Origin of the sequence: uncultured Campylobacter sp. (assembly GCF_938030145.1) — a bacterium.
Classification (GTDB): domain Bacteria; phylum Campylobacterota; class Campylobacteria; order Campylobacterales; family Campylobacteraceae; genus Campylobacter_B.
The window spans coordinates 152,757-175,693 of sequence record NZ_CALHGM010000008.1 but is presented as its reverse complement, the minus strand read 5'-3'; the positions used below and the strand labels follow the sequence as shown (position 1 = coordinate 175,693).

The 22,937-nt window shown below is 47.3% G+C and carries 26 protein-coding genes; 14 read left to right on the top strand and 12 right to left on the bottom strand.

The annotated features are described in order from the left end of the window. Positions 1–1,591 (top strand): carbamoyl-phosphate synthase large subunit (gene carB, locus Q0323_RS02105; RefSeq protein ID WP_298051010.1); only part of this gene is annotated, 1,591 nt, incomplete at its 5' end. A 284-nt stretch (positions 1,592–1,875) separates the two neighbouring features. Here the strand turns inward: carB and Q0323_RS02100 are convergent. Then, positions 1,876–2,031 (bottom strand): hypothetical protein, encoded by a 156-nt coding sequence (locus Q0323_RS02100; RefSeq protein ID WP_298051008.1) that lies wholly within the window; start codon positions 2,029–2,031, stop codon positions 1,876–1,878. A 114-nt stretch (positions 2,032–2,145) separates the two neighbouring features. Then, on the bottom strand, positions 2,146–3,036 hold the full coding sequence (locus Q0323_RS02095) for a peptidylprolyl isomerase (RefSeq protein ID WP_298051005.1): 891 nt from the start codon (positions 3,034–3,036) through the stop codon (positions 2,146–2,148). Positions 3,037–3,121: 85 nt separating this feature from the next. Between Q0323_RS02095 and gltX the strand changes: the two genes are divergently transcribed. From gltX to Q0323_RS02060, 7 genes are all read left to right on the top strand, one after another. Continuing rightward, positions 3,122–4,501: a glutamate--tRNA ligase gene (gltX, locus tag Q0323_RS02090; protein ID WP_298051002.1), complete on the top strand. Its 1,380-nt coding sequence runs from the start codon at positions 3,122–3,124 to the stop codon at positions 4,499–4,501. Position 4,502: 1 nt separating this feature from the next. Then, positions 4,503–5,759 (top strand): malic enzyme-like NAD(P)-binding protein, encoded by a 1,257-nt coding sequence (locus tag Q0323_RS02085; RefSeq protein WP_298051000.1) that lies wholly within the window; start codon positions 4,503–4,505, stop codon positions 5,757–5,759. A 45-nt stretch (positions 5,760–5,804) separates the two neighbouring features. Further along, positions 5,805–7,253, top strand: a complete 1,449-nt coding sequence (locus Q0323_RS02080) for a nicotinate phosphoribosyltransferase (RefSeq protein WP_298050997.1) — start codon at positions 5,805–5,807, stop codon at positions 7,251–7,253. Further along, positions 7,246–7,617: a hypothetical protein gene (locus Q0323_RS02075; RefSeq protein ID WP_298050995.1), complete on the top strand. Its 372-nt coding sequence runs from the start codon at positions 7,246–7,248 to the stop codon at positions 7,615–7,617. The genes Q0323_RS02080 and Q0323_RS02075 overlap by 8 nt, the downstream gene beginning before the upstream one ends. 76 nt (positions 7,618–7,693) lie before the next feature. Beyond that, a complete protein-coding gene (locus Q0323_RS02070; RefSeq protein ID WP_298050992.1) occupies positions 7,694–8,386 on the top strand; it encodes an MqnA/MqnD/SBP family protein in 693 nt (230 codons plus the stop codon). Continuing rightward, positions 8,383–9,741, top strand: a complete 1,359-nt coding sequence (gene gdhA / locus Q0323_RS02065) for an NADP-specific glutamate dehydrogenase (protein WP_298050990.1) — start codon at positions 8,383–8,385, stop codon at positions 9,739–9,741. Before Q0323_RS02070 ends, gdhA begins: the two co-directional genes overlap by 4 nt. A gap of 380 nt (positions 9,742–10,121) precedes the next feature. After that, a complete protein-coding gene (locus tag Q0323_RS02060; RefSeq protein ID WP_298050989.1) occupies positions 10,122–10,853 on the top strand; it encodes a DUF4197 domain-containing protein in 732 nt (243 codons plus the stop codon). Positions 10,854–11,317: 464 nt separating this feature from the next. On the opposite strand, the gene Q0323_RS02055 is transcribed toward Q0323_RS02060, so the two are convergent. The 10 genes from Q0323_RS02055 to Q0323_RS02010 all read right to left on the bottom strand — a co-directional run bounded on the left by Q0323_RS02055 (position 11,318) and on the right by Q0323_RS02010 (position 18,937). Next, positions 11,318–11,590, bottom strand: coding sequence for a hypothetical protein (locus Q0323_RS02055; RefSeq protein WP_298050987.1), 273 nt, complete (start codon positions 11,588–11,590; stop codon positions 11,318–11,320). Between the two features lie 64 nt (positions 11,591–11,654). Further along, complete coding sequence (gene imm45, locus Q0323_RS02050; RefSeq protein WP_298050985.1) at positions 11,655–12,452, bottom strand: Imm45 family immunity protein; 798 nt, start codon at positions 12,450–12,452, stop codon at positions 11,655–11,657. A gap of 187 nt (positions 12,453–12,639) precedes the next feature. Further along, positions 12,640–13,155, bottom strand: coding sequence for a hypothetical protein (locus Q0323_RS02045; protein ID WP_298050982.1), 516 nt, complete (start codon positions 13,153–13,155; stop codon positions 12,640–12,642). A 281-nt stretch (positions 13,156–13,436) separates the two neighbouring features. Then, positions 13,437–13,760: a hypothetical protein gene (locus Q0323_RS02040; protein WP_298050979.1), complete on the bottom strand. Its 324-nt coding sequence runs from the start codon at positions 13,758–13,760 to the stop codon at positions 13,437–13,439. A gap of 29 nt (positions 13,761–13,789) precedes the next feature. Then, positions 13,790–14,065, bottom strand: a complete 276-nt coding sequence (locus Q0323_RS02035) for an Imm53 family immunity protein (RefSeq protein WP_297900395.1) — start codon at positions 14,063–14,065, stop codon at positions 13,790–13,792. 90 nt (positions 14,066–14,155) lie between these two features. Continuing rightward, positions 14,156–14,497, bottom strand: a complete 342-nt coding sequence (locus Q0323_RS02030; RefSeq protein WP_298050976.1) for a hypothetical protein — start codon at positions 14,495–14,497, stop codon at positions 14,156–14,158. Between the two features lie 128 nt (positions 14,498–14,625). Continuing rightward, a complete protein-coding gene (locus tag Q0323_RS02025; RefSeq protein WP_298050974.1) occupies positions 14,626–15,978 on the bottom strand; it encodes a coproporphyrinogen III oxidase family protein in 1,353 nt (450 codons plus the stop codon). Positions 15,979–16,047: 69 nt separating this feature from the next. Then, positions 16,048–16,395, bottom strand: coding sequence for an AzlD domain-containing protein (locus Q0323_RS02020; RefSeq protein ID WP_298050972.1), 348 nt, complete (start codon positions 16,393–16,395; stop codon positions 16,048–16,050). Continuing rightward, entirely contained in the window at positions 16,395–17,153 is a 759-nt protein-coding gene (locus tag Q0323_RS02015) for an AzlC family ABC transporter permease (RefSeq protein ID WP_298050969.1), read from the bottom strand. Before Q0323_RS02015 ends, Q0323_RS02020 begins: the two co-directional genes overlap by 1 nt. Positions 17,154–17,374: 221 nt before the next feature. After that, positions 17,375–18,937, bottom strand: coding sequence for an inorganic phosphate transporter (locus Q0323_RS02010; RefSeq protein WP_298050966.1), 1,563 nt, complete (start codon positions 18,935–18,937; stop codon positions 17,375–17,377). Positions 18,938–19,110: 173 nt separating this feature from the next. Here Q0323_RS02010 and Q0323_RS02005 point away from each other — a divergent pair, with 173 nt between their 5' ends. Genes Q0323_RS02005 through Q0323_RS01980 form a run of 6 tightly spaced genes read left to right on the top strand, consistent with a single transcriptional unit; the run spans position 19,111 to position 22,936 of the window. Next, the gene (locus tag Q0323_RS02005; protein WP_298050963.1) at positions 19,111–19,500 is read left to right on the top strand and encodes an NAD(P)H-quinone oxidoreductase subunit 3; all 390 of its coding nucleotides are present in this window, start codon (positions 19,111–19,113) and stop codon (positions 19,498–19,500) included. Then, on the top strand, positions 19,482–19,991 hold the full coding sequence (locus tag Q0323_RS02000) for an NADH-quinone oxidoreductase subunit B family protein (protein WP_298050960.1): 510 nt from the start codon (positions 19,482–19,484) through the stop codon (positions 19,989–19,991). Before Q0323_RS02005 ends, Q0323_RS02000 begins: the two co-directional genes overlap by 19 nt. Then, on the top strand, positions 19,991–20,779 hold the full coding sequence (locus Q0323_RS01995; protein WP_298050958.1) for an NADH-quinone oxidoreductase subunit C: 789 nt from the start codon (positions 19,991–19,993) through the stop codon (positions 20,777–20,779). Before Q0323_RS02000 ends, Q0323_RS01995 begins: the two co-directional genes overlap by 1 nt. Next, positions 20,779–22,005, top strand: a complete 1,227-nt coding sequence (gene nuoD, locus Q0323_RS01990; protein WP_298050955.1) for an NADH dehydrogenase (quinone) subunit D — start codon at positions 20,779–20,781, stop codon at positions 22,003–22,005. Before Q0323_RS01995 ends, nuoD begins: the two co-directional genes overlap by 1 nt. Next, positions 22,002–22,232, top strand: a complete 231-nt coding sequence (locus Q0323_RS01985) for an NADH-ubiquinone oxidoreductase subunit E family protein (protein WP_295151097.1) — start codon at positions 22,002–22,004, stop codon at positions 22,230–22,232. The genes nuoD and Q0323_RS01985 overlap by 4 nt, the downstream gene beginning before the upstream one ends. Continuing rightward, a complete protein-coding gene (locus Q0323_RS01980) occupies positions 22,229–22,936 on the top strand; it encodes a hypothetical protein (RefSeq protein ID WP_298050953.1) in 708 nt (235 codons plus the stop codon). Before Q0323_RS01985 ends, Q0323_RS01980 begins: the two co-directional genes overlap by 4 nt. Position 22,937 lies beyond the last annotated feature (1 nt).

The window sequence follows — 22,937 nt, the reverse complement described above, 5'->3', positions numbered from 1 at the left end:
AAAGGTCCTCATCATCGGCGGCGGTCCGAACCGCATCGGGCAGGGCATCGAGTTTGACTACTGCTGCGTGCACGCTAGCTACGCGCTACGCGATATGGGCATCACCACGATAATGTATAACTGCAACCCCGAAACCGTCAGCACCGACTACGACACGAGCGATATTTTATACTTCGAGCCGATCGATTTCGAGCACGTTAGAGCGGTCATCGAGGCCGAGAACCCAGACGGCGTGATCGTGCATTTCGGAGGTCAAACGCCACTAAAGCTTGCCAAGCGCCTAAGCACCGTGGGAGCCAAGATCATTGGCACGAGCGCGCGCACGATAGACGTAGCGGAGGATCGCAAAAAATTTAGCGAGTTTATCGCAAGTATCGGCGTTAAGCAGCCGAAAAACGATACCGCCATAAGCGAAGCCGAAGCAATTGAAAAGGCCGCTGCGATCGGCTATCCGGTGCTCGTGCGCCCTAGCTACGTGCTCGGCGGTCGCGCGATGCGGCGCGTGCATAGCGAAGCCGAGCTTAGGCAGTATATGAGCGAGGCGGTGCGCGTGAGCGATCACTCGCCGGTGCTTATAGATAAATTTTTACTTGACGCGACCGAGCTTGATGTGGATGCGATCTGCGACGGGCGCGACGTGTATATCGGCGCGATAATGGAGCATATCGAAGAGGCGGGCATCCACAGCGGCGATAGCGCGAGTATCTTGCCGCCGCTTAGTCTAAGCGCGGAGATGATCGATCTGGTAAGTCGCCAAACCAAAGAGATCGCGCTAAATCTCGGCGTCGTGGGGCTTATGAATATTCAATTCGCGATTTTTGAAAACGAGCTTTACATTATAGAGGTAAATCCGCGCGCGAGCCGCACCGTGCCGTTTGTCAGCAAGGCGACCGGAATTCCGATGGCAAAGGTCGCTACCCGCGTAATGTGGCAAGGCGGTCTACGCGAGGCTTTGAAATTTTACGACGAGTTCGGCGTGCTGGTCGAAGAGAAGGGAATTTTAAAGCCGCGTATTAAAAACCATATCTGCGTAAAAGAGAGCGTCTTTCCTTTCAACAAGCTTGCAGGTGCGGATCTGATCCTAGGGCCTGAGATGAAAAGCACCGGCGAGGTGATGGGTATCGGCGAGAGCTTCGCCAAAAGCTTTGCTAAATCGCAAATCGGCGCGAGCAACGCGCTTCCAAGCGGCGGCAAGGTATTTTTGTCGCTAGCCGATCACGACAAGCTGCGAGCCGTAGAGCTTGCACGCGCGTTTACGAGAGCAGGCTTTAGTATCGCGGCTACGAGCGGCACTCACAAGCTGCTGGGAGAAAACGACGTGGAGTGCGAGTTTGTCTATAAAATCAGCGAGGGTCGCCCAAATATCGAGGACAAGCTCAAAAATGGCGAAATTTCACTTGTCATCAACACTAGTGATAGCAAATCAAACTCCACCGATGCCGCGAAGATCCGCCAGAGCGTGCTGCGCTTTAGACTACCGTATTTTACGACGATGAAGGCGGCGATCGCCGCTACGCGCTCGATCTGCTCGATAAAGGACGACTCCGCGCTTGAAGTTAAAACGCTGCAGGAGTATCTAAGCGGCAGGTAGCGCGAGCAGGCCTCCGCCGGCACCATGCTGCGATGAAATTTTAGGAAGCGAAATTCTGCTACGAAATTAACGTATGAAATTTCTAAATTTTATCGGCAGCATCCCCATTTTATATGCATAAAATTTTTTAGGAGATACTATTAAATGAGTGGAGATAGGCAACGCAAGGATTTGCAAGATAAAGTTTGGGCACTACAAAGCGCGTATGAGGCTCGGTAGATGGGGCTTTAAGCAATGCATCAAAAGTAAATTTGTTCCAAGCAGATTTATATAAATTTTTAAATTTAGATCCTGTCGCCGGTTTCGTCGCCCCAAACGGCTACTAGGTTTGAGGCGATATCGATGTGGGAGCAAAATTTGCTTGCACCGAAGTCCGCAGCGCTTATGCCGCCGCTTCTAGGATCGCTTTTAAGTTCGGTAAAATCGTTGATTACTATCACGCAAATCCTTTAAATTTATCAAATTTAACGTACAGTAGGGCGAACCCGCGCTTGCCCTTGCGTTATCGGCGTTAAATTCTATAAAATTTAATGTACGGCATCGGATTTTAAAATTTACTGCCTTTTTTGCACTTTAACTTTCGGAGCGGTTTTTGTGCCTTGCGCTTTTGCCTGCGGATGCTCGATAATGCGGATATTAGCGTTTGAGCGGAGTCTGTCATTGAACTCGGTGATTGCCTTTTTGCGCTCAGAGGTCACGTAGCCTTCGATCGCCTTTTCTTGCACGCTGTCAAAATCAAGCGTACGAAGCCCTTTTTTGTCGTTTACATAAAACATCTCATATCCGTTGCGCGTAGGGATGATCGGCGAAAATTTGCCCTGCTCAACGTTTGTGACGATATATTTGAGCCCCTCATCCATTTGATTGGCCTTGAGGGTGCCCTTCATCACATACACGTCGCTCGGACGGAGCTTCGGATTTGCGCGGATCTTATCGAGCGGAGCTTGCGATTTTGCGATATAGCGGGTGAGCGTGATGCTGTCGAAAGTCGTGAATAATGAACTATTTTGGCTATAGAATTTTTTGACATTTTCAGGGGTCGTGCGGTGCTGTACGTCTGCGAATATCGAGCCATAGAGCTTTTCTTCAAGCAGTGTGCGGCGGACATTTGCTTTAAAGTCATCGTAGTTCATGCCTTGCTTTTGCACAGCGGTTTTGAGTTGGTCTAAGCTAAGCTTATTTTGATCGGCGATCGCTTTGAGTCTCGCATCGATCTCCGCGTCATTTACCGCGATGCCGCGGCGTTTAATCTCGGATTGTTGAAGCTTTTGCCCGATTAAAATTTCCATCGCGGCTTGCGGCGAAGTGCCCGTTAGTTTTTGAACTTTGGCTAGTTCGTAGCCGGTGATCGGCTCATTATCTACCACGGCGATGACACCGTTTACTACTTCGGCATTTGCACAAACAGCACAGATCATCGCGGAAAAAAGCAGTTTCTTTATCATTTTTAACCTTTATTTAGTCTTTTTGCTTTATAATTACAAGATCGCGATTATAACATTAAATGGTAATTTTTGCAAAGGAATTTTTATGATAGTAACTCGTTTTGCGCCGAGTCCTACGGGATATTTACATATCGGCGGACTTAGAACGGCGCTTTTTAGTTATCTTTACGCTAGAGCAAAAGGCGGTAAATTCCTGCTGCGCATCGAGGATACCGATCTGAAGCGCAATTCGCAGGAGGCTGCTAGGGCGATCGAGGAAGCCTTTAAGTGGTGCAATCTGGACTATGACGGGCAGATCGTGTATCAAAGCTCGCGCTTCGATCTTTATAAACAATACATCCAAAAGCTGCTAGATGAGGGCAAGGCATACAAATGCTATATGAGTAAGGACGAGCTGGATGAGCTGCGCGCGCAGCAGGAAGCTCGCAAAGAGCGCCCGCGCTACGATAACCGCTATCGCGACTTTACCGGCACGCCGCCTGCTGGGATCGAGCCTGTAGTGCGTATAAAAGCCCCGCTTAGCGGCACGATAGAATTTAGTGACGGCATCAAGGGCGAGATAAAATTTAATGCCGCCGATATTTTGGACGATTTCATCATCGCGCGTTCCGACGGCACGCCTACGTACAACTTCACGGTCGTGATCGACGACGCGCTGATGGGCGTCACGGACGTGATCCGCGGCGACGATCATCTAAGCAACACCCCAAAGCAGATCGTGCTGTATAACGCGCTGGGCTTTAAAATCCCGAAATTTTACCACGTCGCGATGATTAACGGCGCCGACGGTAGCAAACTAAGCAAACGTCACGGCGCTACCGACGTGATGGAGTACAAGCGCATGGGCTATCTACCGCAAGCTTTGCTAAATTTCTTAGTACGTCTGGGCTGGAGCCACGGGGATGATGAAATTTTTAGCATGGAGGAGATGAAGCGATACTTTGATCCTAACCATATCAGCAAGAGCGCTAGCACTTTCAACCAAACCAAGCTTGAGTGGCTCAATGCGCATTATATTAAAAGTTCAAGCGACGACGAGCTTGCCACGCAGCTTGTGGAATTCGGCGTCGATATCCGCTCGCACGCGAAAAAACATCTCATCGCGCAGCAGTACAAACAGCGCGCAAAGACGCTAGTGGAGATGGCTGAGGGCATTAAAATTCTTCTAAATCGCCCGAGCTGCTACGACGAGAAGGCGTATAAGAAATTTGTAACCGAAAGTTCGCTAAGCTTACTCGCAAAATTTGCGGATACTCTAAGCGCAAATTTAAATGCAAAGGAGTGCGAGGAAAGGACGATGGAGTTTTTGGACGCAAACGGCGCCAAGCTGAAAGACCTGGCTCAGCCTCTGCGCGTTGCGATCACGGGAGGAAGCGTTAGTCCGTCGATTTTTGAAATTTGTGAAATTTTAGGAAGCGACGAAGTTAAAACGAGAATTTCAAATTTAATCAAAAAAGGATTATAAAATGGCTAAAGTAAACGTTGAAGCGGCTTTGAAGTACCACATAGGTGGTAAAATCGGAACGAATGTAAAAACACCATGTGCTACGGCGGAGGATTTGGCGCTTGCATATACGCCGGGCGTCGCGGAACCTTGTAAGGTGATCGAGAATGATCACGAAGCCGCATTTAAATACACTAATAAAGCCAATCTCGTAGCCGTCATCACCAACGGCACGGCAGTTTTAGGACTCGGAGATATCGGCGCTATCGCCGGAAAGCCCGTAATGGAGGGCAAGGCGGTTTTATTTAAAAAATTTGCGGGCGTAGATGCGTTTGATATCGAGATCGACGAGAAGGATCCAAAAAAGATAATTGAAATTTGCAAAGCGCTTGCGCCTACGTTCGGCGGTATAAATTTAGAGGATATCAAAGCTCCCGAGTGCTTCGAGATCGAGCGCGAGCTGCAAAAAGTCGTCGATATTCCCGTCATGCACGACGATCAACACGGCACCGCGATGATTACAGGCGCAGGGCTAATCAATGCAGCCCTCATCAGCGGCAAAAAGATCGAGGATATGAAGATCGTAGTTAGCGGCTCGGGCGCTGCTGGCATAGCGTGCGCAAAGATGTATCGTAATTTAGGCGCCAAACATATCATAATGCTCGATTCCAAAGGGGTGATCCACAAGGGCCGCACCGATCTTACCGAGCAAAAGAAAGAATTTGCCCTAGACACTGCAGATCGCACGCTAGAGGATGCGATGAAAGGCGCGGATATGTTTTTAGGACTTAGTAAGCCGGGCGTTTTAACCAAAGAGATGGTAAAGACTATGGCGCCGCATCCAATCATTTTTGCGCTTGCAAATCCGGTACCCGAAATTTATCCAAGCGAGGTCGAGGAAGTACGAAACGACGCGATCGTAGGTACGGGCAGAAGCGACTTTGCAAATCAGATCAATAACGTTTTGGGCTTTCCGTATATATTCCGCGGCGCGCTTGACGTAAGAGCCAAAAAGATCACCGAAAATATGAAGATTGCGGCCGCTCGCGCGATGGCGGATCTTGCTCGCGAAGAGGTTCCTGCAGAAATCCGCAAGATGCTGGGCAAGGATAACTTAAAATTCGGCAAAGACTACGTGATCCCAAATCCTTTTGATCCGCGCGTATTTGCCGTGATCTCGACGGCGGTCGCAAAAGCTGCGGTGGATGACGGCGTCGCTCGCGTCAAAGGCTTCGACGCTGCGGCTTATAAAAAGAGCCTGGAAGCAAAAAAGATATGATTTCTTGCTCCTGCACGAGGCGAGATTAAATTTTAAGAGGCGTAAATGAAAGATTTGGCTTTACTTACCGATTTTTATCAGCTTAGTATGATGCAGGGCTATTTTTTAACAAAGCCCGATCAGACAGCGGTTTTTGACGTTTTTTATCGTAAAAACCCAAGCGGCGGCGGTTACGTGATATTTTGCGGCTTAAACGAGGTTGTGGATTATATCGAAAACTTAAAATTTAGCGACGACGACATCGCATATCTAAAAAGTCTAAATTTCTTTAAGCCTGAATTTTTGGAATTTCTAAGAGGCTTTAAATTTAGCGGCGAAATTTACGCCATGGATGAGGGGCAGATCGTATTTCCGCACGAGCCGCTAATTCGCGTCAAGGCAAATATCATGGAGGCGCAGCTCATCGAGACTGCGATCTTAAATACTATAAATTTTCAAACTCTAATCGCCACGAAAAGCTCGCGCATCAATTTTAGCGCTAAGGGTGATTCGGTGATGGAGTTTGGCTTGCGCCGCGCTCAGGGGCGAAGTGCGGGCATCTACGGCGCAAAAGCTGCGATTATAGGGGGCTGCAGTGCCACGTCAAACGTGCTCGCCGCAAAGAAATTCGGCGTGCCCGCGATCGGCACCCACTCGCACTCTTGGATTCAGAGCTTTGATAGCGAGCTGGAGGCGTTTCGCGCCTACGCTAAAATTTATCCGAACAGCACGCTTTTGCTCGTCGATACCTACGATACTCTCGCAAGCGGCGTGCCGAATGCGATCAAGGTTTTTGAGGAGCTGCGCGCAAGCGGTTATGAGCCGCTTGGAATCCGCATCGATTCGGGCGATCTGGAGTATCTGACCAAGCAGGCGCGTAAGATGCTCGACGCTGCGGGCTTTGAGAACGCAAAGATCACCGCATCTAACGATCTGGACGAATACGCGATCGATCAACTCAAGCTTTTTGATGCCAAAATTGATAGCTGGGGGATCGGCACGAGGCTCATCACCGGCGGAGATAGTTCGAGTCTAGGTGGTGTGTATAAGCTAAGCGGTATCGAAAAAGATGGCGAGATCGTGGCTAAGATCAAAATTTCAAACGATCCGCGCAAGATCAACAACCCGGGCTATAAGCAGGTCTTTAGGCTCTTCGACAAGGATAACGGCATGGCGCTTGCCGATCTGATCGCGCTTGATGGAGAGAGCATAGACGATAGCGCGCCGCTTGAAATTTTTCACCCTCTTTACACCTACAAGCGTAAAATTTTAACGAATTTCAGCGCGCATAAGCTCTTACGTCCCGTTTTTAAGGAGGGTAAATTCGTAGGCGTGCGCCGCACGGTAAGCGAGATCGCGCGTTTTAGCAAGGAGCAGAAGAGTAAATTTTGGCTCGAGCACCTTCGCAACGTCCATCCGCAAAGCTATAAAGTGGATCTCTCTCAAAAGCTTTGGGATATCCGAAAATCACTCATCAACGAGTGCAACCTAAATTTAAAGGAAAAATATGTTTAAAGTTCTATCGTGCGCCGCTTTGGCGTTAGTTTTGCTAGGATGCGGCTCAAACCAGCTCCGCCAATCCCCGGATAGCGCTATGAATAAGCAAGCACAGAGCGAAAAAACCATAACCAAAGAGAACGCAAAGACCTTCTATTTCGTCGATGAGCAGGGCAAAAAACTATCGCTTAGTTCAAACGACGATTTCAATACCGCCGTGTTAAAGGACGATAGCGGCAAAAGTTACAACCTCAAGCGCGACCGAGCCGCCGACGGCATCTATATGGAGAACAAAGACGGAGTGAGCATCCACTTCAAAAAAGGTGAGGGCATAGTGGAGTTTAGCAAATACAAATCTATCCCGATCACCGAGGTCAAATAAACTTTAAAATTTTTGGTTAAATTCCGATTTAGCGCCGGAATTTAACCTCTTTCCTGCGCTAAATTCGGAGAAAGTCATGTTATTAGGCAAAATCGATTATCTAAATTTGCTCCCTTTTCACGTATTTTTAAAATCCCTTCCGCTGCCGTCTTATGTTAAAAAATCGATAGAATTTAAAAAAGGGGTGCCGAGCAAACTCTGCGTCGATCTTTATAATTGCAGGATAGATGCCGCGGTGATCTCAAGCATCGAAAGCCGCCGCGCAAAATACCGCAAGCTGCCTCTTGGAATCGTCGCAAAGCGCGAGGTGCTAAGCGTGCTCGTTCGCAAAAACTCGGCGCCCAGGCTTGATCCCGCGTCGATGAGCTCAAATATGCTAGCTCGCGTGCTGGATCTTAGCGGCGAGGTGCTAATCGGCGATAATGCTCTAAAGGCGCTGCTTGCGCAGGGCAGGGATAAATTTTACGATTTGGGCGAAATTTGGCAGCAGCGCACGGGCTTGCCCTTTGTTTTCGGGCGGCTGTGCTGCGTGAAAAACGAAAAAGCCTACTCACGCCTGGCGACGAAATTTTTGCGTTCGCGCATTAAAATTCCAAGATATATCCTGCAAAGCTACGCCCTTTCGCGCGGCATAAAAGAGCGCGAAATTTTAAATTATCTGAAATTTATAAGCTATAAAATCGGCGTCCGCGAGGAGCTGGCGCTGAAAAAATTTATCGCTAAAGCCAAAAAATTAAAATTTAATCCGGTTCAAAAGGAGGAACTATGAAATCTTACATCGACGGCTTGCTGCTAAATTTAAAGCGCGCCAATCCCGGTCAGGAGGTCTTTATCCAGGCATCGACCGAGATTTTATACTCGCTCATACCGCTTCTAAAGCGCGACGAGCGATACGTGAAAAATAAAATTTTAGAGCGTATTTTGGCGCCCGAGCGCACGATGATGTTTCGCGTCGTCTATATGAGCGACGGCGGCGAGCCCTGCGTGCATACTGGATATCGCATAGAGTTCAACTCCGCTCTGGGCCCTTACAAAGGCGGTCTGCGCTTTCATCCGAGCGTAAATTTGGGCGTTTTAAAATTTTTAGGGTTTGAGCAAATTTTTAAAAATTCCCTCACGGGCCTTAATATCGGCGGCGCAAAAGGCGGCGCGAATTTCGATCCCAAGGGCAAGAGCGACGGCGAGATTATGAGATTTTGTCAAGCTTTTATGTTAGAACTTCACCGCCTAATCAGCTCCAATACCGACGTGCCCGCGGGCGACATCGGCGTGGGCGGTCGCGAGATCGGCTATATGTACGGCGCGTATAAAAAGCTCACCCGCAGATTCGACGGCGCGCTTACGGGCAAAGGGCTAAGCTGGGGAGGCAGCCTCGCGCGCACCGAGGCTACGGGCTACGGATCGGTTTATTTTGCAAACGAGATGCTAGCTACCAGGGGCGATTCGCTGCACGGTAAAATTTGCACGATCTCGGGCGCCGGCAACGTCGCGATCTACACCGCCGAAAAGCTCTATCAGATGCAGGCTAAGCCCGTCACCGTAAGCGATTCCACGGGCTTTATCTATGATGCCGATGGGATAGACGTGGCGCTTCTTAAAAAGCTAAAAGAGCAGCTGCGCGTAGGGCTTTGCGAATATGCCAAGGAGCGTCCTAACGCAAAATTTATCCCAGTTAGCGCCTATCCCGCAGGCCGCAACGGCGTGTGGAGCGTGCCGTGCGACGCGGCATTTCCGAGCGCTACGCAAAATGAGCTTAATCTGCAAGACGTAAAGACTCTCTATGCCAACGGATGTCGCATGGTTTGCGAGGGCGCGAATATGCCAAGCACGCTTGAGGCGATCGATTTTATGCTCGCGCAAAAAGACTTTCTTTTCGGCCCTGCCAAAGCGGCGAATGCTGGCGGCGTGGCTACGAGCGGGCTTGAGATGGCGCAAAACGCGCAGATGGCGTCGTGGAGCTTCGAGGAGGTCGATAGCAAGCTGCGCGAGATCATGCGCCACATATTCCGCACCAGCTACGAGACCTCGAAGGAATTCGGCGCGGAGGGCAATCTCGTGCTAGGCTCAAACATCGCGGGCTTTCGCCGCGTAGCCGATGCGATGCTGGATCAAGGTCTAGTTTAAGCTCAACTCGCTTTATTTTGTCAAAAGCGGCAGCTCGCTTTTAAATTTAAACTCTTTCAATTTACGGCGAGCTTTTTGGCTGCTTTGATAAAATTTTAATCGTTTGCGCCGAGGATATAACCGCTCATCGCTATAATTTGCCTTATGTGCCTTACGCTGGCATCGTGTGCGCTGCGTAAATTTAAATAGCACCAAGCAGTGCGATTTTAAAATTTTAGCTCGTCGTAGCGCTGCTTTTAAAATTTAGCCTCGAATCCGCTTTTAAATTTAGCCTAAATTTTATCTTAAATCGTCCACGCAGCGCGTAAATTTACACCGCGCGAGCCTAGCGTTTACCGCAGTTCGGCATAATGGCGCAAATTTTATCCAAAGGTTGCAATATGAAAAAATTTATGATTTTGCTCGCCGCTGCGTCGCTGTCGCTTGCACATGCGGACGTAACGGATATCCTAAAGCAGGGCGCGGACGTGCTCGGTGCGACTCAGAGCGGAAACTACAAAGACCTGCTTGCCTCGGCTACGAATCGCGCCGTAGCCGAGCTCGCCAAGGGCTACATCCACAGCAAGACCGCTAAAGTCGAGCTTCCTCCTTCGCTGAAGGCGGCTGCGAAGCTTGCGAGAAAGGTAGGCGGCGATAAATGGGAACGCGAGCTCGTCGTGAGTATGAACGATGCCGCTACCAAGGCGGTGAGCGGTGCGAGCAAGATATTTTTGCAAGATCTGAAATCTATGAGCGATGCCGACGTTAAAAAGCTCATCGGCGGCGGCGACACCGCGCTTAGCGAGTATTTACAGGGCAAATCGGGCGCGAAGCTGCGGGCGGTTTTTAGGCCGATTGTAAGCGATATGATGAGCAAAAACAGCTTCGCGACGGCGTATAATGGGCTAAATTCCTTCGCGCAAAATAAGATCGCCGGCAATGAAGCGGTGCAAAACATCGCGCGCGGGCTGGGTGCGAGCGAGTATCTGCCTAAGCAGGGCGAGGATCTGAATGATTACATAACGCAAAAGACGCTGGACGGGCTATTTGCGGTGATGAGGGAAAAAGAAAGCGCGCTTCGCAGCAGCGCCGTCGGCAAAGGTGCGGGGATTTTGGGTAAGGTGCTTAAATAAAGCTTGCGGCGAGACTTTGGCGTAAATTTCGTCGTATAGCTGCTTATAATTGCTTTGCGCCGCCGGTTTGAGTAGCTTAAAGCCTGCGCGCGAAGTTGCCCGCTCGCGCGAGCAGCTGCTTGAGTCAAAGTAGGCGCGCGGCGGAATTTAGAGGTTCGTTTGTCGCGCGTTTTCGCGCGATCGATTTTATACGATAATCTTGTACGGAGTTTAGTCTGCGAAATTAGAAACTGTAAAATTTAGAAATTTAGCAAGACGTAAAGGATTTGAAATTTTAAAATTTCACGCGGAGTTTTAGAATTTCATGCGGTGTTTAGATGCGCGCATAAATTAGCGCCTATATCTGAAATTTTGCAAAGCGGCGAAGTATCGGGATAGCAGAGCGGTAACAGATAAGCGCGTAAAAGTAAAGCAAGAAAGCTATCTTGTAAATTTCATCTCTCTATTGTTCCGCAAAAACCGGTTTACTCATTAGTCCTATTATTTTCCGATTCCATTTTTCTTAATTCTTTAAGCGCTCTATTATAGACATTGGCTTGCTTGCAAACTCTACCTTCAGCAGCAATATATCTTACTAAATTTATATCATTTGTATCGATTGCTATCAATAATCTACCCATAAGCCTTTCCTCTACAAAAAACGTATAATCGCACTTTGCACACAAAGTACTTTCATAAATTATAAATAATAACAAAATTACTACGGCGTAAATTATAAATTTTAATGCTTTAACCATATTTTCTCCTTGTGTGTATTCTTGCCTGTATATATTGATAATGTCGATTGGCGAGGCAATTATATCACTTCTTATTTTTAAATTTTAATCTCTTTCGCTTTATTTTTATAAAATTTTCCAACTCTTTATCGGTAAAATTTAAAATTTCTTTTCGGTTTTGTAAATTTACATAAGTGTGCCTTATATCGCAGCATCTATAAAAAATATATTTCCAATTTTTAATTAGCCAGTCTGCCTCTATCATATTTTTATCTGTTTTAAACAAAGACGGCAGAACCCATAAGCCTGCTTTGTAGCCGCTAATTACGACCAATTTTATAAAATTTACTCCATCATCGTCTTTTGCTTTTACTACGATAAAGCTTACATTTTTCTCATATGGATAGCTGGATTTTCTACACTCGATAATATCTCCAACCTCGATCTTTCCGCGAAATTTTAAGAGAGGAATGCTAAATTTTTTCATTAGATTTCTCTTTATGCGTCTATTGCGTCCGAATTTATCCCTAGGTTTTGTCAGTCTGAAACCGGGGATTGTTTCGTCGCAGTCTTCTTTGTAATCTTTCAGTTCATCGCTACTAAGGTAATTATCGGAGCATATAAATACCTCCTGGGGGCTCGCATTGATGCCGAAATTTGCTAAATTACGAATCAATTGCTCCTTATCCACGACAAACCCCGCTTTGCTTGATAGCATCTCGCTAGGAAGCTCAAAATATCTGGTATTTTTTAAATTTAAAAGGCAAGGATTTTCTGTCCAGAAACAGCGCTCATCGCAGACCATAAGCTCATCGTCGTTAAATTTTATAATATCGCCTCTTTGTAAATCATTGTCGAAGGTTGATATTGGTAAGATGGTCATTTAAAGTCCTTTTTTGCTTGCTAGATTAAACATGTTCATAATAAATTTTCGTTATTTGTAATCGCTAAATTACACCTCGATAACCACATCCTTATACTTTTCATAAAGCCTCGGCTTTAAAATTTTATCACGATACTCTTTGCCCGCATTAGTCATACATATCCAATGGCTAAATCTGCTCCATGTGTTAGGGTCTTTCCAAGTTATCTCTGCTTGGGGGAGTTATTTTGTCCTCCTCTAAAAATTTATACCCAAAAAAGAAATTATCTCTAAAATAGATCCACTTCTCATAAAGCGACATACCCAGATCGATCTTGGATAAATTCGTATCGAAGTCAGCCCATTTCTTTCTTAAATTTCCGCGCTCTATGCCGAAGTCTATCATACCCCCTAAAAATAGCTGTCCCATTACTCCGAAGTATTCTCCCGCGTATGTCGGATAGGCTGAAATTTCAGGATTATCTTCGTCCGCTAGCTTATAGTCGCTTTGGATAATCCCATATAGTTCAAACCATTCGTACCAATCAAAGATTTCATATTCAAGGTAATCCAAAATATCTTTTTTCCTGGCACCCGGAATTTTAGCTAATATGCGAACAAACGAATCCATCCAACAATCAAATCCTAAAGCCTTATAAAGTTCTTCATCATAGTTAAAACTCCAATCATCTGGCTCATTCGGTTTCAAAATTTTAAATTTCATAGTATCTCCTTTTTAAATTTAATCGGTTGGCGATATAAAATTTACCTCATCGATCTGTTTAATCGATCTCATATAAACTCGCTAATATAAAAATTATTTGATTCCGAGAGTTTAGGCATACTTTTTAGTATTTCATCTAAATCGGCGCTCTTTATTTCGGCGCAATTTTTTACATCGCCGCAGATGCCGATAAAAACAAGATCATCGCTGTTTTTGCCTATAAATTTACCCTTTGCGTAATAACCGCCTTCAAATCTTTCATAGGCTATATAATATAATATTTACTTTAAAATTTCACTTTGATCCAGCTTGAAATAGGTGCAGAATTTCGCGCCCTCTATATCTTGCGATATGTCGGTGGCGCCCAAGGAGCTTTTTTCATATTTTTTAAGATCTATTTTTCCGATATTGTTTTCATCTCCTTCGCTGATTACTCCAAGCACGCGAAAATTCCTATCTATCTCGCCGTAAATATCAAAAAACAGATAACTGCCCTTAAAGCTTTTATAGGCGAATTCCTTTACGGCGTCCTTAACAATTTCGATATTTGCAAGCGTAACTTCGGTCTTTTTGCAAGATTCGTTTTTTATCTCGACTTCGATCATCTAGGCTCCTTTATTTGTCTTGCTAAATTTTAATCCGTTAGCCATTTTACCACATACTCCAATAATTCCTCTAAATTTTCGGCTCCGCAACTTCCTTTGAGTTCGTTTTCCGTGGCATTGATGAAAAACCAATCCTCGTCATCTCTATCGATATTTATTTTGATCGGCTTTTTCCCGCTCTCGCCATCGATTTTAATCAACCAACCGGGATTATCGACCGTTTCCAGCGTAAGGCCATATTCATGCTCCCATTCTCCGTCGCATTTGGAAGCGTACCAGTTTTGTATGAGTTTTAGATTATTCATTGCTCCTCCTTTAATTTTATAAATTTTAAAATTCTCGATTTGTTAGGCTTTGATATTGCAATTGAAGCAGGGCTTCTTTGCTATTTAAATTTAATCGCTTATTAAAAATTTCTTTTCCACGCCATCTTTATTTATGGTGATTATCTTCGAGTTCGGAATATTTAAAAATTTTATAGCTTTTTCATCCAGTTCGGACAATGGCTCCTCAAGATTAAATTTAGTTTTATAGTAATATAGCGAAAGATCTCTTTTGTTGCCCTGCTCCATAAGTTGCATTATGCACCTATCGTTTGAATCACCGGTTATATGGCGGTTTATCATCATAAACGGCTCGCAGCTCTTATGAAATGGGAAGCGACCGAAGTTAAAAAGATTGCCGACGAGCTCAAATACAAGGACAAAAAACAGAAACAAAATGAATAGTTTGACCATTCTGCCTTTCACAGCGGCGCTCCTAAATTTTGAAATCAAAAATTCGTTTGTGTTTTAAATGCCAGACGGTATTTGCGCTCAAGTCGCGGGTGTGCCCAAGCGCTAGTAGCGGTGGCAGGGCGCAAAATTTACGACGCTATCTCGCCTTTTGCCGCGCCAGCTGCGGCGGATTCGCTTTCGTCCATAATGATGAGCTGTTTTGCACGCTTAATCTTGGCATCGTCGCGAAACGCTGCGCGCACCTTGTCCATGCCGGTGTAAAATTCCTTCATCAAAACAAGGCACAGATACGCGCCGAATTCCGTCGTGTAGATGATCTCGCCCTCGATCCGCACGGCTCCTGCAAGCCTTAGTAGGCTAAGCTCTCTGCCCAGTTCGCGGCGCAAATTTAGATCGTTTGCAGCGTTAAATTTAGCGATGTCGATCTCGCCGTTGAAAAGCTCGGTCAAAAACAGATATTTTGCGCGCTCGGATCTGCTAAAATCGCAAGTGGCGATGACGGTGCTTTCGTTTTTGCGCACCCTGCTTGCGTACTCTTCGAGATTGAACGCATTTACGAGCAGCCTGCCGTCTAGGAAACTAAATGCGCCGCTTCCGATGCCCACGTATTCGTGGTTTGTGCCTACATACTCGTCGTTGATGTTTGATTTTTCGCGAGCAAAGGCCCATGCGTTGCTGCGGTGCCAGCTAGAAAATTCTTTGCAGATGATGGAGTAAAATTCCTCTTCGTGATCTACATTGCTAACGCCGAGGCTTCGCGCTATTTGATCGCGCATCAAAGGCGATTTCATCAGCGGATACAGCGTGATCTGCTCCGGTTTTACCGCTTTTGCCGCTTCGATGTCGCGCAGTAAAATTTCGCGCGTTTGAAACGGAAAGTTAAAGATCAGATCCAGGCTTAAAATCGGTAAAATTCCGACTGCTCGGGATAGCTTTTCTTGCAGAATTTCGCCCGAGCCGAATTTGTCGTAGCGCGACGCTTTGCGTAAAATATCATCATCAAAGCTCTGCACCCCCACGCTTAGGCGGTCTATCAGCCCGCGAAATCGCAGCAAGCTCTCAGGCTCAATGTGGTTGGGATCGCTCTCGCACGAGACCTCTTTGATGCTAAAAAGCGACTTGGCAAGCTCCAGCGTGCGTGCTAGCTCATCCTCGTCGATGAGCGTCGTGCCGCCGCCTACGTAAAGCGTCTCAAAGTCGTAGCCTGCGTCCTTTGTGCGCTGCATCTCGGTGCGTAGCGCGCTAAAATACTCCTTGCACGCACCACGCTCGTAAGCGTATTTATGAAAGGAGCAGTACGGGCAAAACGTGTGGCAGAAGGGCACGTGCATGTAGAGCATATATTTTTTATCAGGATTTGGAATTTTAGCGATATTTTCCTGCGTGATGTCGATTCTAAGGGAGTTGTATAGGGATTTCTGCATAGTTTCGGCGGCGTATTTTTTAGCGAAGCTATGCACCATTTGACTGATAAAATTCATAAAACTTTAACCTTTTTTAAATTTAAAAATTAACTTTTGAAGTTTATCGAAAACTAACTTATAAATTTATCAATAATTTAATAAAAAGCGTAGCGCCGCCATATATATTAGCGTAGGAAGCGCTATCGTAACGAGGGAATTGCGAAATTTAGCATGCACGACAAACGCCATAATTAGGCAAAATAGCAGCATCGTCGTTTGCGGCGCGTCCGCGCTAAAAGCTCGCTCGCCAGAAAAGCTAGGCAGCATCGTCTTAAGCGCATAGATCGTCAAAACGACCATTATCAAAAGGCCCGAGTTTTTTTGCAGATACGATAAGCTTGGACTCGCGGTCTTTTTCTTAAAAAGCAGCAGCGGCAAAAATCGCGTCAAAATCGTAGCGAGCGAGGTCAGAAAGATATAGGGTAAAATTTCCACTACCTGCTCCTTTTTAGGAATTTTCGCAGCCTGCGTCCCGTACGCGAAGGTCGCTCGAAGTATTTACGAAAGAGCAGCAAAACCGCAGTGCCAAAAATCAGAGTACCGAATAAAAAGTATTTTGTAGGAAAGATAAAAAGCCCCGCAAATGCGCAGGCAAATCCTAGCAATAGCACTTTGTATTGCGGATTTGCTTTAAAAACCTCATAGGTTAGCATCGCAAAAAGCGCCGTCAGGCTAAACTCGACTCCGCTAAAATCAAGCTTCAAGCTTGCTCCCAAAACAGCCCCTACGACGACGCCCGCGACCCAGTAGGAATGATTTAAGACCGCGGTTAGATTATAAAGCAGATCAAGCTCTTTTAGCCTTTGCGGCGTTACGAGCTGTTCGCCGCTAAGCTCCTCGGGGCGCAAAAACGCGCGCGCTTTTAGCAGAGCAAAGGTTTCATCCGTAAGGGCATATACGGCGTAAATTTTATGACGCACGAAGCGCAGCTCGTCCAGCAGCGACATCGTGTAGAAAAAATGGCGGAAATTTAGCAAAAACGCCACGACGAAGGTATCTACGAGCGAGGCGTGAGTTACGATGAAGGCGATCAGCACAAACTCCACGCTGCCTGCGTATATAAGCAGCGAGGTTAGCGCCAGCGCCCATACGGGCAGGTCTTGGCTGATGCCGTAGATGCCAAACGCCAGCCCCAGCGGCACGTAGCCCATCATCACGGCGAGGGTGGATCTGAAAATTTCAAATTTACTCATAGCTTTCCTAAATTTAAAAGCGCGATTTTAGCTAAAATTTTATTAAATTTTCAAAGGCGTGCGGGCGAGATCTGTGTCGCCGCTAGCGAGTTTTATGCGGTGATGCGCCGCAAGAAGAGCTGTAAAATTTACTCGCTTCGGCGCCGTAAAATTTTAAAATTTAGCCTGCGTAGAATTTTGCGAAATTTTAAAATTTAAGAGAGCGGATCTTTAAATTTAGCCTAAAATACGTGGCGCAAAAGCACGAATGCAAACGCCGAAAGCAGCGCCGAAACGGGCAGAGTGATGATCCATGCTAGCCCGATCGGCTTCATCAGCGACCAGTTTGTGCTGCGATTTACCAAGCCGATTCCCAAAATCGCGCCTATTAGCACGTGGGTCGAGGAGATCGGAAGCCCCAGCACCGATGCCGCCATGACGACGACGGCGCTTGCGAGCTCGGCGCTAAAGCCCGAGGCTGGGTGGATTTTTGTAAGATTTGTGCCTACGGTGGCGATCACCTCTTTGCCGATGAACCAAAGCCCCGCTATGAGGGCTACTGCGAACATTATCATAATCTGCTGCGGCACGGGAGTGGAAGGATTGATACTATTCGTAGCCATCGTATCGATGATGGCGGCGAACGGACCCACGGCGTTTGCGATGTCGTTGCTGCCGTGAGAAAATGCAAATCCGCTAGCGGTGAGCACCTGCAGCCAGCTAAACATCAAAAACGCAGATTTGTTTAAATTTGAGCGGCGCAGGGTTTTAGCGAAAATAAACATCAAAAGCCAGGTAATTAGCGTCGACATACCGATGATGAGGTAGTTGTAAAAATTCGTAAGCCCGAAATTTAGATTATGCAGCCCCTTAAATATCAGCATCGCAGAGATTACGAAGGCTCCGATACCGGCTACGGCAGGGATCCCGTACTCTAGGGCCTTGTGGGATTTGAGCTTCTCTTTTTTCGCATCAAGCTCGATCACTTTTTTATAATACTCGCTATCAAGCTCGCTTGGGTCGAAATCTGGATCGCGCATCGCGTAGATATCGTGATTTAGCGCCTCTGCGTAGGCGATCTTTTGAATGTCGTCCAGAGTCTCGAAGGTCTTTTTATGCAGCTTGCGGAGGGATTTTTTTTCGCGCTTTATGCGGTCGATCTTTATTTGAGCGTAGCGGTTGTAATCCAAAATGTAATGTTTGATGAGCCAGAAAATTCCAAAGGAGATCACTCCGCCCAAAATCGGCGAGAGTACCCAAGAGATCGCTATTTTGCCGATCTTATCCCACTGCACTAGCCAGAATGCGGAAGTCTCTGCGGTATTAAGCAGCGCTCCGAGAGTAAGTCCCGAACCCACGATACCGCCGATGATAGCGTGCGTAGTAGATACAGGCAAACCCTTTCTACTGGCAAAAAGCAACCATGCCCCCGCCGCAAAAAGCGCGCTCATCATTACATAGATAAAATCCCTAGGATGCACGTCCATTTTGCTAAGATCGATTATGCCGCTGCGGATCGTCGAGGTTACTTCGCCGCCTGCGATTACCGCGCCGCTTGCTTCAAATACCGCCGCGATACAAAGGGCTTGCGCGATGCTAAGAGTGCCGCTTCCGACGCTAGTGCCGAAGGAATTTGCCACGTCGTTTCCGCCGATATTAAAGGCCATAAAGATGCCCAAAAATACCGAAACTAAAAATAGCATTTTATCGCCGCTTCCTATAAAACCGAATCCCCAGATAAGAAAATAGATTGTTACGCCGCAGAATATGCCGTAGAAAATGAGACTTATCTTGCTAGATTTCATAGCTCTCCCTTAAAATCCGCGAAATTTTACCACACGCGCCTTAATCCCCACTAAATCGCACGAGCGAGGTATATTAAATTTTACTTTTAAAAGCGAATTTAGTGGCGCGCGCTAAGCTTTATTAAATCAATACTTCGTTACAATCATCGCTAAATTTAAAACCAAGGTAAAAAATGTCTAGGATACCGATGGAGCACCCGTATTTCGGAATTTTCGTGATGCTTATTTTGGCTTTTTGCATATTTTCTTTGATCGTAAAGCTCTCCTCGGTAGTGGGCTCAAAGCTCGCAGACAGGCGCGACGAGCGGCTAAAGGGCGAAATTTACGAAAGCGGACCCGAGGCCGTCAAACAGCCCAACCGCATGAACTCTCACTTCTTTTTAACGGCGGTACTTTTTATACTTTTCGACGTCGAGATTATCTTTATGTTTCCATGGGCGGTAAATTTTAAAATTTTAGGTGCGTTTGGGCTGGCGGAAATGGTGTTTTTCATCGTACTGCTAGGTGTAGGCTTCATTTACGCATGGAAAAAAGGAGCGCTTGATTGGCAGAGCATAAGATAAACTACGCGCGCGAAAACGGGCTTCCCGTAGTTCTCACCACCGTCGATAAGCTGATTGCGTGGGGCAGAAGTAACTCTTTGTGGGCGATTACGTACGGGCTTGCTTGCTGTGCGATCGAGATGATGGCGGCGGGCGCGGGCAGATTTGACTTTGACCGCTTCGGTACGATATTTCGCGCAAGCGCCAAGCAATCGGATGTGATGATAATCGCAGGCACGCTTAGCAAAAAGCACGCCGAGTTTACGCGCCGCCTATACGACGCGATGCCCGAACCCAAATGGGTCATCAGTATGGGTAGCTGCGCCAATACCGGAGGGATGTTTAATACCTACGCTACGGTGCAGGGCTGCGACCGCATAGTGCCTGTGGATATTTATCTCCCCGGATGCGCGCCGCGCCCCGAGACGCTGCAGTTTGCGCTGATGGTGCTACAAAAAAAGATCCGCACCCAAACTCCGCGCCGCGCGCAGAAAGCAAAAAGGCTGATCTGATGAGAAAGTATAGCCCAAAAAACGATGCGAGCCAGAAAAATTACTATAAAGACAGATTTTTCATCCCCGAGGAGACGCAGAAGCTAGACGCAAGCGCGAGCGATTTCAAAGACGATCTTGACGCGCTTGAAGGCGTTAAAATTTTAAACTCATATGTGGAATTTAACACCCTCGTGCTCTATGTGGAGTCTGCGCAAAATTTAGCGGCGCTGCGTGCGCTTAAGAGCGCGGGATATGAAATTTTATGCGAGCTAAGCGGTGTGGATTTTACCGAGGCTCGCGGCGGCATCGAGGTTTTTTATCAGCTTTTGGATATCAAAAGAGCGCGCCGCGCGCGGCTAAAGTGCTTCGTGCCGAATGAGAGCTTTTTGCAAAGCGCTGCGGGCATCTACAAAAGCGCGAACTGGGCGGAGCGCGAGCTATACGATATGATGGGCGTTTGGATTGAAAATCATCCAAATTTGGCGCGCCTAATAATGCCCGATGATTGGTTCGGACACCCGCTTTTGAAGTCCTATCCGCTGCAAGGAGACGAGTTTGCCAAGTGGTACGAGGTGGATAAAATTTTTGGGGTCGGCGCGCGCGAGCGGATCGGCAAAGAGAACCGAAATTCCGCATTCGTGAACGAAAAAGATACCTTTAACTTTACGCGGCTCTATCACGAGGGTGCTAGAGGCGAGCCGCGCCCGCAAGATAAAATTTTACAAGAATATCAAGAAGAGGGCGGTGTGCGCTTTGTAAAACGCGCTAAACGCGGAATTTACAAGATCATCACAAAGAGAAAATAATGCAAAATCCAAGCAAGCTAAGACCTTTTTTCGAAAACATCGAGTATGAGCGTGAGGGCGCGAATATGATCTTAAATTTCGGTCCGCAGCATCCAAGCGCGCACGGCCAGTTAAAGCTCGTGTTGGAGCTTGACGGCGAGCGTATCGTGCGAGCCCGCCCCGGCGTAGGTTACATGCACCGAGGCATCGAAAAGATGGCCGAAAATATGATCTACGCAGAGTTCGTCCCCGTAACAGACCGCATCGATTACATTGCATCAGGCTCGAACAACTACGGCTTTTGCGCCGCGGTCGAGAAGCTCTGCGGCATCGAAGTGCCGCGCCGCGCGCAGATCATCCGCACGATCTTGCTGGAGCTTAATCGCATCAGCTCGCACCTTCTGTTTTTGGGTACGCACGCGCTTGATATCGGCGCGATGACGGTGTTTCTCTACTGCTTTCGCTCGCGCGAATACATACTTGATCTCATAGAAAAATACTGCGGCGCGCGCCTTACGCACAATAACGTCAAAATCGGCGGCGTATTTTTGGATCTACCTAACGGCTGGCTAGAAGAGATGTTGAAATTTTGCGACGAATTCCCAAGCGACATTAAAGAATTTGAAGATATGCTCGATATGAATAGAATTTGGCTAATGCGAACCGAGGGCGTGGGCGTGATCTCGCACGAAGATGCCCTTAGCTGCGGCTGTAGCGGAGTGACGCTGCGCGCTAGCGGGCATGCGTGGGATATCCGAAAAGAAGAGCCCTATCTCATCTACGAGGAGCTTGATTTCGACGTGCCGTATGCGAGCGAGGGCGACTGCTACGCGCGTTATAAATGCTATATGGCGGAGATGCGAGAGAGCCTTAAAATTTTGCGTCAGTGCGCGAAGCTCTATCCGCTGAGCGATCCGCAAATTTTAGCGATCGATCCCGCTTACGTAAATCCTAGCAAAGAGCAGATCATGACGCAAAACTACTCGCTGATGCAACATTTCGTGTTGGTTACGCAGGGCTTACGCCCGCCCGTGGGCGAAATTTACGCCGCGAGCGAGAGTCCTAAGGGCGAACTTGGATTTTATATCCGCTCGATGGGCGAAAGCCGCCCGTACCGCCTTAAGATCCGCACGCCGAGCTTTTGGCACTGCGCGGTCTATGAAGAAATTTTACCCGGGCAGTATCTTGCCGACGCCGCGGCGATCATCGGCAGCACGAATATCATTTTAGGCGAGGTGGATCGATGAAACGCTACGATTTGAGGCATCTGGGCGATAAATTTTTAAACCGTATGGGCGAGATTTTAAAAAATTCCGCTCACGGCGAGACGATGATCTTTATGTTTGAGATGGGCGATTTCAGCGCGGTTCAAAAGAGCGCCGATCTGGTGGAGGGGTTAAATTCCACGCTTTTAAGCTCGATCCGCTATAACCAAGTCGATTGGATGGTTGTCGCCAAAAAGGGGAGAGGATGAAAATTTTAAATTTCGCGTCGCTGCTTAGCTTGCAAAATCCCGCGCTTGCAGAAGGTTTTAAGAGCGCTGAAATTTTAAGCGTATCGCCGCTGCAAGATCCGCATCTTCCGGGCGAGCTGATAAAATGCGAGATCGGCGCGCAAAGCTTCGTGCTGGCGCTAATCTGCGCTAGTTTTTGCGACGAGCCCTATTTTGCGGATCTGGATCTGGAGTATCTAAGCGGCGAAAGCAGCGTGGGCGAGGAGGAGATCGAGCAGATCGCGGAGTTTCTGCAAAGCGGCTGCGATGCGATTTTGATCGACGATGCGCTTATTAAAACTCATCCCGATGCGGGGAATATCAAAGCTTTTCTGTCTCTCATAGCGGCGAAGTTCGGGGTTAAAATTTTAAGCTTATGCGGCGAGCGAGCTGATTTGGGCGCGCAAGGGCGGGCAAATTTAAGACCCCTTAAAGAGCCTAAGAATTTCGACGGCGCCGTGGTTTTCAAACACGATGCGAACGATAAACTCATCGGCGGAAGGTATTTTTGTATGGTCGCAAAGATCAAGGACGGCGATCGCGTCCGCATCAAAACGCCGCATCTAAATTTAGAAAAAGAATTTATTTTGGATGAGGAGCTAAAGGGCACGATCGCGCTTTTAGGCTCGGGCGGACGGGGCTTTAGCGGCTATAATTTCGAACTCGCAGAAATTTCTAAGGTTTAAA